At 61.0% G+C, this 12232-nt stretch carries 12 protein-coding genes; 6 read left to right on the top strand and 6 right to left on the bottom strand.

What is annotated here, in order from left to right:
* Positions 1-106: 106 nt before the first annotated feature.
* Complete coding sequence (locus ACUN9V_RS18160; RefSeq protein WP_439285224.1) at positions 107-1216, top strand: AI-2E family transporter; 1110 nt, start codon at positions 107-109, stop codon at positions 1214-1216.
* Between the two features lie 105 nt (positions 1217-1321).
* Here ACUN9V_RS18160 and trxA read toward each other — a convergent pair whose 3' ends face one another.
* Positions 1322-1645 carry a thioredoxin gene (gene trxA, locus ACUN9V_RS18155; protein ID WP_075561732.1) on the bottom strand — a complete coding sequence of 108 codons (324 nt, stop codon included), beginning with the start codon at positions 1643-1645 and terminating at the stop codon, positions 1322-1324.
* Positions 1646-1885: 240 nt separating this feature from the next.
* Here trxA and cysB point away from each other — a divergent pair, with 240 nt between their 5' ends.
* Entirely contained in the window at positions 1886-2854 is a 969-nt protein-coding gene (gene cysB, locus ACUN9V_RS18150) for an HTH-type transcriptional regulator CysB (RefSeq protein WP_075561733.1), read from the top strand.
* A gap of 130 nt (positions 2855-2984) precedes the next feature.
* Here cysB and ACUN9V_RS18145 read toward each other — a convergent pair whose 3' ends face one another.
* The 4 genes from ACUN9V_RS18145 to pabB all read right to left on the bottom strand — a co-directional run bounded on the left by ACUN9V_RS18145 (position 2985) and on the right by pabB (position 7095).
* Positions 2985-3605 (bottom strand): phosphoadenosine phosphosulfate reductase domain-containing protein, encoded by a 621-nt coding sequence (locus ACUN9V_RS18145; protein WP_075561734.1) that lies wholly within the window; start codon positions 3603-3605, stop codon positions 2985-2987.
* A gap of 163 nt (positions 3606-3768) precedes the next feature.
* On the bottom strand, positions 3769-4551 hold the full coding sequence (locus ACUN9V_RS18140) for an ABC transporter ATP-binding protein (protein ID WP_445512394.1): 783 nt from the start codon (positions 4549-4551) through the stop codon (positions 3769-3771).
* Complete coding sequence (locus ACUN9V_RS18135; protein ID WP_445512393.1) at positions 4548-5627, bottom strand: FecCD family ABC transporter permease; 1080 nt, start codon at positions 5625-5627, stop codon at positions 4548-4550. Before ACUN9V_RS18135 ends, ACUN9V_RS18140 begins: the two co-directional genes overlap by 4 nt.
* 52 nt (positions 5628-5679) lie before the next feature.
* Positions 5680-7095 (bottom strand): aminodeoxychorismate synthase component I, encoded by a 1416-nt coding sequence (gene pabB / locus ACUN9V_RS18130; RefSeq protein WP_445512392.1) that lies wholly within the window; start codon positions 7093-7095, stop codon positions 5680-5682.
* Between the two features lie 335 nt (positions 7096-7430).
* Between pabB and ACUN9V_RS18125 the strand changes: the two genes are divergently transcribed.
* From ACUN9V_RS18125 to prpD, 4 genes are all read left to right on the top strand, one after another.
* Complete coding sequence (locus tag ACUN9V_RS18125; RefSeq protein ID WP_445512391.1) at positions 7431-8171, top strand: GntR family transcriptional regulator; 741 nt, start codon at positions 7431-7433, stop codon at positions 8169-8171.
* Positions 8168-9067, top strand: coding sequence for a methylisocitrate lyase (gene prpB / locus ACUN9V_RS18120; RefSeq protein WP_445512390.1), 900 nt, complete (start codon positions 8168-8170; stop codon positions 9065-9067). Before ACUN9V_RS18125 ends, prpB begins: the two co-directional genes overlap by 4 nt.
* A gap of 37 nt (positions 9068-9104) precedes the next feature.
* Positions 9105-10226 carry a bifunctional 2-methylcitrate synthase/citrate synthase gene (gene prpC / locus ACUN9V_RS18115; protein ID WP_445512389.1) on the top strand — a complete coding sequence of 374 codons (1122 nt, stop codon included), beginning with the start codon at positions 9105-9107 and terminating at the stop codon, positions 10224-10226.
* A 147-nt stretch (positions 10227-10373) separates the two neighbouring features.
* Complete coding sequence (gene prpD / locus ACUN9V_RS18110; protein ID WP_445512388.1) at positions 10374-11870, top strand: 2-methylcitrate dehydratase; 1497 nt, start codon at positions 10374-10376, stop codon at positions 11868-11870.
* Positions 11871-11953: 83 nt separating this feature from the next.
* Here prpD and ACUN9V_RS18105 read toward each other — a convergent pair.
* Positions 11954-12232: hypothetical protein (locus ACUN9V_RS18105; protein WP_445512387.1), on the bottom strand; the 279-nt coding region annotated here is incomplete at its 5' end.

The raw sequence follows: 12232 nt of genomic DNA, 5'->3' as shown, positions 1-12232 counted from the left end.
TAACCCTCAGCGACGATATTTTCGACACTTTGCACGACAGCAACGAACCCGCGCGGGGATCGTGCTACTGTCTCGCTTCACAGGATGTGTCACTAGGATTACCACTATGTCGCCCGGGCAGGAACCCTCGTTTCGGACCACCCCCGTCAATCTGATTCTGACCCTTGCGTCGTTGGTCATCGTCATTGCCGGGATACGTGCTGCCGAAAGTCTCATCATTCCGATACTGCTATCGCTGTTCGTCGCCGTGATCTGCACCTCGCCGGTCCACTGGCTCTACCGGCGTGGCATGGGCTCCCTGGCAGCGGTATTGATCACGCTGCTGATCCTGGGTGGTTTGCTGGCCCTGTTCGGCACGCTGCTGGCCAACAGCTTCACGATGTTCATGGACAGCTGGCCGGAGATGCAGAAACAGCTGGAAGGTCACTATCTCACCCTGTTGCAGTGGCTGGCGAATCAAGGATTCTCCGTCTCGCCGCAGGAGTTGTCAGACATGGTCGATGATTCCGGCGATCAGAACTGGATTTCCGGGTTCATCAGTGGGCTCGGCCTGGTGCTGTCCCAGAGCCTGGTAATACTGTTGATGGTCAACTTCATGCTATTCGAGACTCTGGACTTTCGTCAGAAAGTGGCCCGAGCGCTGACCAATCCCGGTCCGAGTCTGGAGCGGTTCACCGAGTTCAGCTACAACCTCAAGCGCTACATGGCGGTCAAGACGGCGATCAGTCTCATTACCGGTGTTCTGGTCACCATTTCGGCCTGGCTCGTCGGGGTACAGTTTGCATTGCTATGGGGCGCGTTGGCTTTCATTCTCAACTATATCCCCAACATCGGCTCAGTGCTGGCCGCGGTTCCCCCCGTATTGCTGACGCTGGCGATGCCGGATGGCGGGGCGGCCAAGGCAATGACCCTGGCAGGGGCCTATCTCACCATCAACTTCGTGCTCGGTAACATCATCGAACCGCGCATCATGGGCCGGACGATGGGGCTGTCGACTCTGGTGGCGTTTCTGTCACTGGTCGTCTGGGGCTGGATTCTGGGGCCGGTGGGAATGCTGCTTTCGGTGCCGCTGACCATGACGCTTAAGATCGCGCTGGACAGTCATCCCGAGACGCGCTGGATCGCCAAGATGCTGAGCCCCTCGGAGCGTCGCCGGCGGCGTCAACGTAAGGCACAGAAGGCCCTCGACGAACTCGAGGAAGAGATCGAGCAGTAAGAGACGATGGGGCCGGTAAGGAACGAGCACAGCAAGATAGCGAAAGTTGCATATAAAAAAGCCGCACTCTATCGAGTGCGGCCGGGCGATTCCACCAATGGCGAATCAGCCGTTCTGTTCGAGGAACTGCGTCAACTGGGACTTGGATTGCGCACCGACCAACGAGGCCACCTTGGCGCCGGACTTGAACAGCATCACGGTAGGAACACCACGGACACCTTGCTCGGAAGCGATTTCCGGCGCGTCATCGACGTTGACACTGACGACCTTGATGTCGTCGGCTTTCTCGTCGGCGACTTCGTCAACCACCGGCGCCATCATCTTGCAGGGGCCGCACCACGGTGCCCAGAATTTCAGCAGCACGGGCTTGTCCGCATTCAGCACTTCCTGCTCGAAGTTGGCAGTGGTGACATCGACATTGTTGGACATGACGTTAACTCCTGGGGATATTGCGCTCTTATCGAGCTTATGGACGCGATGTTAGCCCTTGCACCTTGCGCTGGCAAATATCGTGGCATATCGCAACGATAGCCCCAGGTTATTAAAGAGCGTTTCCTCATATCTGTTGATTGGCATTTTTGCCTTCACGCTCCGCCGCATATTGCGTAAAGTAATCTGCGCGCCGTTTTTTATGCTTTTTTGTCGAGTCCGGAAGTCACGAGGTTGCCTATGAAGCTCCAACAGTTGCGCTACGTATGGGAAGTGACGCGGCATCAGCTCAATGTTTCCGCGACGGCACAGAGTCTGTTCACGTCGCAGCCCGGGATCTCCAAGCAGATTCGGCTGCTGGAAGACGAGCTGGGCGTCGAGATATTCGCGCGCAGCGGCAAGCACCTGACCCGCGTGACACCCGCTGGAGAGGCGATCGTCGAATTGGCCGGCAAGGTGCTGCGAACGGTCGACGACATCAAGCACGTGGCGCAGGAACACAGCGACGAGCGTCGCGGCAGTCTGGCCATTGCCACGACCCACACCCAGGCGCGCTACGTGCTGCCGGGGGTAATCGGTGAATTCCGTCAGAAGTATCCGGATGTCGCGTTGCACATGCAGCAGGGAACCCCCAAGCAGATTGCGCAGATGGTCAGCGACGGCACGGCGGATTTCGCCATCTGCACGGAGTCGCTCGAACTGTTCAACGATCTGGTGCTGCTGCCGTGCTACCGCTGGAACCGCTGCGTGCTGGTTCCCAAGGGGCATCCGCTGGCGAGCGGAGAGCTGACGCTCGAGCGTGTCGCCGAGCATCCGCTGGTCACCTACGTCTTCGGTTTCACGGGGCGCTCGCAACTCGACGATGCCTTTAAATCCCGCGATCTGACGCCCAATGTGGTGCTGACGGCCGCCGACTCCGATGTGATCAAGACCTATGTCCGGCTAGGTCTGGGTATTGGCATCGTTGCGCATATGGCCGTCGATCCGGTGGCGGACAGCGATCTCGTGGCGGTGGACGCCTCTCATCTGTTCGAGAGTTCCACCACCAAGATCGGGATCCGCCGCGGCACCTTCATGCGCACCTACATGTATGATTTCGTCAAACGTCTGGCACCGCACCTGGACCGGGATACCGTCGAAGCGGCACTGGCGGCCGGGCCGCGGCACGAAGCCGAGCTGTTCAAGGGGATCCAGCTGCCGGTGCTGTAACGGGCCTTGGCATGCCCCGCGCGCTGACGAACGAGTGCTTGGTGGCAGTCGTCGATGATCCGTAAACGCATGAGCCCCGCCATTGGCGGGGCTCATGCGTTAGGGCTACCGGGTTAATACCGGCGCTGGCTCAGTGTTGCAGATGTAGGCCGCATTCTCGCTTGTCTTCCACCTTGGTGGGATCGAAGTAGTCGAAATTGTTGGGCAGATCGTGTTGTTGAAGGTACTGATACATTTGCTTGGCGCTCCAGTGCAGAACCGGGGCTACCTTCAATAGGCCATCGGCGTTGCGGGATAGCGGTAGCATGCGCGAGCGTTCCGGGGTGTCTTCGGCGCGAAGTGCCGTGAACCAGACGTCCGGCGCCGTTTCGGATAGCGCGCGGCGGAAGGGCTCGAGCTTGACCTCTTCGGTGAACGCGGCGTGGCGCGGGTCACTGATTTCCGGCGTCGGACCCTCGACGGCTTCTCGATGGGCGCGCGAACGTCGGGGATGATAGATCGTCAGGTTCAGATCGAGCCGCTGCGTCAGCTCTTCTGCGAAACGGTAGGTTTCCGGGGTGTTATAGCCGCTGTCCATCCAGATGACCGGGATGTCCGGGCGCACCCGGGTGACCAGGTGCAGGATCACCGCCTCGAACGGACGAAAGTTGGTCGTGCAGATCGCCTTCTGATCCAGACTCAGAGCGAACTCGGTAATGGCCAGCGGATCGTGGCCGATGTCACGGTTGAGAGCGTCGAGATCGAACGCCATGGCGGACTCCTTCGGAACGGTCACGCCGCGAGGGGCGGAAACCGGCGGGGCTTGGAATGACGGCCACTCTAGCAATCCTCTCGGAACGTCGACCAATACCCTTTGGTTAGATGGTTATATGAGCCGGCTCTCTACCTGGCCTGGAAGACCGACGCGGCGATTGTCAGCTGCCCAGCTGGCGTGTTGCCGACCGCGGCGTGATCCGGGGGGAAGAGCCCGGCGGCCATTCCACGTCGGCCTCGATGGCATAGATCTCCCGCAGGCGCTGCGGTGTCAACACGTCGCCGGGGCGGCCGCTGACGATGTGCCGCCCCTCCTTGACCACCCACAGGTGGTCGGCGAACCGCGCGGCCAGATTGAGGTCGTGAATCGCGATGACGATGATCACGTCATCCTGGCGTGCCAGGCGGTGGAGATAATCGAGCACTTGCAGCTGATGGTGCAGATCCAGTGCGCTGGTGGGTTCGTCGAGCATCAACAGCCTCGGCCGCCGTACGATGGCCTGGGCAATGGCGACACGCTGGCGCTGCCCGCCGGACAGCGCGGCGAGTTCGCGCTCGGCCAGCGGATCGAGCTCCAGCGATTGAAGTGCCTGCGCGACGGCGGCCAGCGCATGGCGATTGGGTTCGGCGACCTGCGTCCGGCGCGCGAGCAGAACCGCTTCGAAGACGCTCAGCGCCGCCTGGGTACTGGTGTCCTGAGGCAGGTAATAGAGCTTGCGGGTGCGTTGTCCGAGAGACTGAGTCTCGAGAGACAGACCATCGAGTGTCATATGGCCGCTGGCCATCGTGATTCCGGCAATCGCTCTCAGCAGCGTCGATTTGCCGGCCCCGTTGGGGCCGATCAACGCGGTGATCTCGCCCGGTCGGGCTTCCATCCTTGCCAGGTCATGCAGGACCCGACGCTTTCCCAGCGAGCAGCTGAGTTGGTCGATTATCAGGCTCATCGCCAGATTTCCTTGCGCGAGCGCAGAATCAGCGAGACGAAAAACGGCAGCCCGATCAACGCGGTCAGGATGCCGATCGGCAACAGAATGCCGGGAATCAGCGTCTTCGACAGAATCGAGGTCAGCGACAGGATCAGCGCTCCGGTCAGCGCCGACATCGGCAGGAACGCGCGCTGATCCTCGCCAACCAGCAGCCGGGCGATGTGCGGGCCGACCAGTCCGACGAAACCGATGGTCCCGACGAAGGCCACCGCCGTCGCCGAAAGCAGCGCACAGCACAGCAGCATGCGAAGCCGAAGCCTGCCGACATCGATACCCATCGCCTGGGCCTGAACGTCACCCAGGCGCAGTGACGTCAGCTGCCAGCGGGCGCGGACGAAGACGGGGATCGTCACCACCAGTGCCATCCCCGCCAGACCGATTTTGCCCCAGCTCGCCTTGCTCAGGCTTCCCAGCGACCAGAACACCAGTTGTTGCAGCGATTCGGCGGAGGCCACGTACTGCAGCATCCCCAGCAACGCGTTGAAGAAAAACATGATGGCGATGCCCACCAGCACCATGGTCTGCACGCTGACGCCCCGCAGTCGGCTCAGTCCCCAGATCATCAATGAGGCGAGCATGGCCAGCACGAAAGCGTTGCCGGTCAACAGCAGAGTGCCGGCGACCGGCAGCACGCCGAAACCCAGTACGATCGCCAGGGCGGCACCGAAGCTGGCAGCGGAGGAAATACCCAGGGTGAACGGATCGGCGAGCGGGTTGTTGAGCAAGGTCTGCATCTGCGCCCCGGCGATGGCGAGGCTGGCCCCGACCACGATGGCCATCAAGGCCACCGGTAGCCGGATATCCCACACCACCACCTGCAGGACGCGGGAGACCTCGGAGGGCGCCAGCAACGCTTTGGTGACGTCGCTCAAGGCGTAGGCCCCGGGTCCGGTGGCGATATCGAGCAGCAGCGACATCAGAGTCGCCAGGGCGGTCGCAGCGATCAGCCAGCGCTGGCGGCGCTGGCGCGCATGATAGCGGGCGACGGTAGACGTCGAGTCGGCCGAAGAGGGCGAAAAAGTCGTGGCTTTCAAGTCATGGGTCGTTGTTTGGCGATGGCGTCACGCAGCGTAAACCAATGAGATGTTACTGGGAATCGTTCTCGTAGCCGTCGGATGCTTCGAGCGCCTGCATCAGGCGCTCGATCTTGGCGAGTGTTTCCCGATACTCGGACGCTTCTTCCGAATCGGCGACCAGACCGCCGCCGCCCCAGATGTGCAGGGTGTCGTCGTCGGCGACGACGGTGCGTATAGCAATTGACGTGTCCAGCCGGCCGCGTCGATCCAGATAGCCCAGGCTGCCGCAATAGACGCTACGTCGGCTGGGTTCCAGCTCGTCGATGATCTGCATGGCCCGGTGCTTGGGCGCGCCGGTGATCGAGCCGCCGGGAAATGCCGAGGCCAGCAGGTCGAGGGGGCTCGCGTTTACCGCCAGTTCGCCACGCACGATGCTGACCAGATGATGGACATTGGCGTAGCTCTCCAGTCCGCAGAGCTGTGGCACCGTGACACTGCCCGAACGGCAGACACGGCCCAGGTCGTTGCGCAGCAGATCGACGATCATGATGTTCTCGGCGCGGTCCTTGGCACTCTGCTCGAGCTCGGTGGCCAGTCGTCGATCTTCATCGGTGGTCGAGCCGCGAGGGCGGGTGCCCTTGATTGGCCGGGTCTCGACCTGCGAGTCGACCACGCGAATGAAACGCTCGGGCGACAGCGACAGAATGGCCTTTTCATCCCACGCGAGATAGCCGCCGAAGGGCGTCGGGGTGGCACGTCTCAGGCGCCGATAGGCTTGCCAGGTGCTGCCCTCGAAATGAGCGGTAAAACGCTGCGCGAGATTGATCTGGTAACAGTCGCCGGCGTGGAGATAATCCATGACCTGCTGGAAACGCCGGGCATAGCCATCGCGGTCGATATCCGCGGTGAAGGGCCGGGTCAGCCGGAAATCGATCTCTCGCCGGGGCGGATCGGCCTGCAGCCACGCTAGAACCTGGCGGCGCCGCTGTGCGGTGGCGACCAGAAAGGCGCGCTGGCATTGGTGATCCTGGATCAGTGCCCAGTCGTAGAGCCCCAGTCTGGCATCGGGTAGCGTTGGCCCCGGCCGGCGATCTGCCGGTCGACGAGTATCGTGGGTCGCCGACTGCGGATAGCCCCAGTAACCAAGCAGCCCGCCGAGGAAAGGAAGTTCCGTTGCCCGTTCCGCCAATGCTGCCGATAACGACGGGAGGAGCGCAGCCTGGGCATGATCGAGCAGCGCCTGCTGAGCGGCGAAGGGTTCGGACGGCAATGGCAGGGCGGGGTCGCAGACCGGGTGACCATCGGCGATGGTCAACGTGACCAAGGGGTCGCTGGTGAGAATGTCGAAGCGTCCACCCGGGGCATCCGGTCGGCCGCTATCCAGCAACACGGCACCGGGTCGATGACGCAGGCGCTCGAATGACGCTGCCGGATCGGGAGCATAGGGGACGTCGGTTATCTCGAGCCACGCTCTCGCGTCAGCCATGAATGCTTTCCCTGACCAATGAAACGGCAACGCGGCGGCGACGATCGTCATCATTGGATCTCGTCGCTCGACGCCGGGGCGAGTTTATCGAGAGTCATGGAAAGGAGCGAGGCCTTTGAAGCGCCGACAGGATGGCTGCGGCCTGCTCAAAGTGGCCGCTTGGCGTCTGTCTGATTGGCAGAAAAAGCATTGTTGACGACAATGTTGTCGACAATGCCGAGCGACGGCATTTTCAACTCTCGACTAAAGTGCGATGTCCGCGACGTTTTTCCCATTGCCCGAGAAAAACGTGGCGCCTATGATGAGGTCTTCGCTCTCCAATTGTTAACAACTTCATGCCTCAGTCAATTCTAGACACGCAGCACGCCGATACTGAACTCCCCGTGGTTCGCACGTTGGCCGAGCGGGTATTCCATCAGCTTCAACGCGCCATCGTTCGCGGCGAATTGCCTCCAGGCACTCGTATCACCGAGCCGGAACTCTCCGCCCATTACGGCATCTCTCGAGGCCCGTTGCGGGAAGCCATGCGACGTCTGGAGACCTATCGGCTAATCGAGCGTGTTCCTCACGTCGGCGCTCGGGTGGTCAAGCTGTCGATGGATGAACTGCTGGAGCTGTTCGATGTTCGCGAGGCGCTCGAAAGCATGGCCGCGCGTCTCGCTGCCCAATCGATGACCGCTGAGGAGATTGCCGGGCTACGTGACGTTCTCGCTTTTCACGAGCGCCAGGAAGATCTGGCCAGCGGTGAGGCGTATTACCAGCGGGAGGGCGATCTCGATTTCCACTACCGCATCGTGCAGGGCAGCCACAATCGCATGCTGATGACGCTGCTGTGCGATGACCTCTATTACCTGGTACGGCTCTACCGCACCCAGTTCAGTGCCAATGGTTCTCGACCGCAGCGAGCCTTCGTCGAGCACCATCGGATTGTCGATGCCATCGAGGCCGGCGATGCCGAACTGGCGGAGCTGCTGATGCGTCGTCACGTCAGCGCTTCCCGCGAGAACGTCGCCGCCCACTATGCGCGCACGCTGGGCGATCAACCCGCTTCCGACATCACGAGGATCGAATCATGACGCAGTCCAGCCCCGGTGCGCGTTTTCGCGCCGCACTCGCCAATCACCGCCCGTTGCCCATCGTCGGTGCCATCAACGCCTACAGCGCGATGATGGCCCAGTCGGTGGGGCATCAGGCTATCTACCTTTCCGGCGGCGGTGTGGCCAATGCGTCCTACGGCCTGCCGGATCTGGGCATGACCACGCTCAACGATGTGACGGAAGATGCGCGCCGGATTACCGCGGCCTGCGATTTGCCGTTGCTGGTGGATATAGACACCGGCTGGGGTGGCGCCTTCAATATTGCGCGCACGGTCAAGGAGATGGAGCGGGCGGGCGTCGCGGCAGTCCATCTCGAGGACCAGGTGGCGCAGAAGCGCTGCGGTCATCGTCCCAACAAGGAGATCGTGTCCCAGTCTGAGATGGTCGATCGCATCAAGGCGGCATCCGACGCTCGCCGCGACCCGGAGTTCTATCTGATCGCGCGCACCGATGCGTTCCAGAAGGAAGGACTTGCTGCCGCCGTCGAACGCGCCAACGCCTGTGTCGAGGCCGGTGCGGATGCCATCTTCGCTGAAGCAGTACATACCCTGGATGATTACCGGGCGTTCTGTGAGGGCGTCGATGCGCCGATCCTTGCCAATATCACCGAATTCGGGGCGACACCGTTGTTCACTCAGCAGGAGCTGGCGGAAGTCGGTTGCCGCATGGTGCTGTATCCGCTCTCCGCGTTTCGGGCAATGAATGCGGCGGCGCTCAAGGTCTATCAGGACATCCACGCCAAGGGGCACCAACGGGATGTGGTGGATTTGATGCAGACGCGAGACGAGCTTTACGAATTTCTCGACTACCACGCCTTTGAACGCAAGCTGGATACGCTTTTCGAGAGTGAGTCCTTGGAAAAAGGGCGAGGCTGAGTCGTTGCCAGCAACGAGATTATCGGAGGAGACGATCATGGCGGAAATGACCCAAGGCACCGGATTGCGGGGGCAGAGCGCGGGCACCACGGAGCTGTGCACGGTGGGCAAGAGCGGCTCGGGCCTCACCTACCGCGGTTACGATATCCAGGCGCTGGCGGAAAACGCACGCTTCGAGGAGGTCGCCTATCTGCTGCTGAAGGGAGCGTTGCCCAATCAACAGCAGCTGGACGACTACATCGCGCAGCTCCAGCGTTCGCGCTCGCTACCGGCGCCGCTGAAGAAAGTGCTGGAACAGATTCCCTCCGATGCCCATCCCATGGACGTGCTGCGCACCGGAACTTCCATGCTGGGCAACCTGGAAACCGAGCAGCGCATGGAGGATCAACAGCGCCACGCCGATCGGCTGTTGGCGGTCATGCCGTCCATCCTCAACTACTGGTATCGGCATTCCCGCTACGGTGAGCGCATCGAGACCGAAACGGATGATGTCTCCATCGGCGGGCACTTTCTCCACCTCCTCCATGGCAAGCCCGCCTCCGACCTTCACGCGCGGGTGATGAATGTCTCGCTGATCCTGTATGCGGAGCATGAGTTCAACGCCTCCACTTTTACCGCCCGTGTCTGCGGGTCGACGCTGTCGGACCTGCACAGCTGCGTGACCGGGGCGATCGGTTCGTTACGCGGGCCGCTGCACGGCGGCGCCAACGAAGCCGCGATGGAAATGATCAGTCACTGGTCGAATCCCGACGAGGCGGAGCGTCGACTGCTCGAAATGCTCGAGCGCAAGGACAAGATCATGGGCTTCGGCCATGCGATCTACCGGGAGTCGGATCCGCGCAGTGCAATCATTCAGCATTGGGCCAAGCAGCTGGCAGACGATGTGGGTGACACCCACCTCTATGCCGTCTCCGAACGTGTCGATGCGGTGATGGCGCGCGAAAAGGGGCTGTTCCCCAACGCCGACTTCTATCACGCCAGCGCCTATCACTTCATGGGTATACCGACGAAACTGTTCACCCCGATCTTCGTCTGCTCTCGGCTGACCGGGTGGTGCGCTCACGTCTTCGAGCAGCGTGCCAATAACCGCATCATTCGTCCGAGTGCGGATTATGTCGGACCGGAAAAGCGCGACTGGGTACCGATCGAACAGCGGTAGCCATGACGATGACAGTTCGCCAATCGACAACAATTCATCAGTCGATAATTCATCAGTCGATAATTCACCAATCGATAGTCCCACGTCTTTCCGTCGCTGATGGGAGCGGCGAGGGAGCCTTACCGTCACAGCCAAGGACGCCATTTCATGAGTGCCAACGTCGATCTCAATCAGCGCCCCGATTACGACCCGGAACTTCAGGCCATCGCGGATTACGTGCTCGGCTTTTCCTTCAAGAATCGAATCGAGAGTCAGGAGGCGCTGGAAACGGCGCGTCATTGCCTGATGGATACGCTGGGTTGCGGTTTGCTCGCGCTGCGCTTTCCGGAATGTACCAAGCATCTGGGGCCGCTGGTGGAAGGCACGACGGTCCCCCACGGTGCTCGAGTACCCGGTACGCAGTTGCGCCTGGACCCGGTGAAGGCCGCCTGGGATATCGGCTGCATCGTTCGTTGGCTGGACTACAACGACACCTGGCTGGCAGCGGAGTGGGGACACCCCTCGGATAATCTCGGCGGCATTCTGGCAATCGCCGATCATCTCTCGCAACGACGCCTGTCGAAGGGTGAGAAGCCGCTGATCATGCGCGACGTGCTCGAAGCCATGATCATGGCGCACGAGATTCAAGGCGTGCTGGCACTGGAGAATTCGTTCAACCGGGTAGGCCTTGATCACGTCATGCTGGTCAAGGTGGCATCGACGGCGGTAGTCGCGAAGTTGATGGGCGCCGATCGCGACCAGATGCTTTCGGCACTGTCGCATGCCTTCGTCGACGGCCAGAGTCTACGTACCTATCGCCATGCACCCAATGCGGGGTCACGCAAGAGCTGGGCGGCAGGAGACGCAACTTCGCGGGCGGTGAGGCTGGCCGACATTGCCATGCGCGGCGAGATGGGAATTCCCGGCGTGCTCTCCGCGCCCCAGTGGGGATTCTATGATGTGTCGTTCAGCAAGACCAACAAGGATCAGGCGATCAAGCCTGAAGCGGATCGCCGGTTTCGGATTTCTCAATCCTACGGCACTTACGTGATGGAGAACGTGCTGTTCAAGATCAGCTTTCCGGCGGAATTCCATGCTCAGACTGCAGCGGAAGCCGCGGTCACGTTACACCCCCAGGTGCGCGATCGTCTGGAAGAGATCGATCGCATCGTGGTGACGACCCATGAATCGGCCATTCGCATCATTTCCAAGGTGGGTGCGCTCGCTAACCCGGCCGACCGGGATCACTGTCTGCAATACATGATCGCCGTGCCGTTGGCATTCGGTAGTCTGACCGCTGAGCATTACGAAGACGATTTCCACCTGACGCATCCGGTCATCGATTTCCTGCGTGACAAGATGGAGATCGTCGAAGACGAGCGATATAGCCGGGAATATCATCAAGCGGACAAGCGCTCCATCGCCAATGCGGTTCAGATCTTTTTCAAGGACGGGACCCAGACCGAGCAAGTGGCCGTAGAGTACCCACTGGGCCATCGGCGCCGCCGGGAGGAAGGCGTGCCGCAGCTCAAGGAAAAGTTTCGGTCCAACCTGGCAACGCGCTTTCCTGCGCAGCGCTGTGAGCAGATCTTTGCTCTGTATGAAGACACGGCCCAGCTCGAATCGATGCCGGTCGATGCTTTCATGGAGCTCTGGGCTATATAGCCCGAGACGAATCCCGCCCGAGAGGGCGGTTCCCGAGAGGGCGGTTCCCGAGAGGGCGGTATAGTGGCGATCTACTCTAGTCTTTAGTTTTTTTGTTCTTTCGGGGGTTGCCAACCGCCGAGTAGAAACGTAAAGTACGCATCCGCTGCCGCCGAGAGAGGTTTTCGGGGACAGTGAGAAGAACTCCAAGCGTTTGATTTGATTGAAGAAATCGGTTGACGCAAGGCGGTGAGGCCGGTAAGATTGCTTCCCAGTTCTTCAAGGATCGGCACCGCTAAGCAGCAACGGTGCCAGGCAGGATTCGACAAGAAAGACGTTGACATCCTCACCCAGATCCTTAAAATACGCCACTCCTTACGGCG

The organism is Salinicola sp. V024 (assembly GCF_052645315.1).
Note: the sequence above shows the minus strand (reverse complement) of the source record. Positions and strands in the feature narration are given on the sequence as shown.

Coding starts and splice junctions, on each gene's coding strand:
- ACUN9V_RS18160 (WP_439285224.1), top strand. CDS start 107: ATGTCGCCCGGGCAGGAACCCTCGTTTCGGACCACCCCCGTCAATCTG.
- trxA (WP_075561732.1), bottom strand. CDS start 1,645: ATGTCCAACAATGTCGATGTCACCACTGCCAACTTCGAGCAGGAAGTG.
- cysB (WP_075561733.1), top strand. CDS start 1,886: ATGAAGCTCCAACAGTTGCGCTACGTATGGGAAGTGACGCGGCATCAG.
- ACUN9V_RS18145 (WP_075561734.1), bottom strand. CDS start 3,605: ATGGCGTTCGATCTCGACGCTCTCAACCGTGACATCGGCCACGATCCG.
- ACUN9V_RS18140 (WP_445512394.1), bottom strand. CDS start 4,551: ATGAGCCTGATAATCGACCAACTCAGCTGCTCGCTGGGAAAGCGTCGG.
- pabB (WP_445512392.1), bottom strand. CDS start 7,095: ATGGCTGACGCGAGAGCGTGGCTCGAGATAACCGACGTCCCCTATGCT.
- ACUN9V_RS18125 (WP_445512391.1), top strand. CDS start 7,431: ATGCCTCAGTCAATTCTAGACACGCAGCACGCCGATACTGAACTCCCC.
- prpB (WP_445512390.1), top strand. CDS start 8,168: ATGACGCAGTCCAGCCCCGGTGCGCGTTTTCGCGCCGCACTCGCCAAT.
- prpC (WP_445512389.1), top strand. CDS start 9,105: ATGGCGGAAATGACCCAAGGCACCGGATTGCGGGGGCAGAGCGCGGGC.
- prpD (WP_445512388.1), top strand. CDS start 10,374: ATGAGTGCCAACGTCGATCTCAATCAGCGCCCCGATTACGACCCGGAA.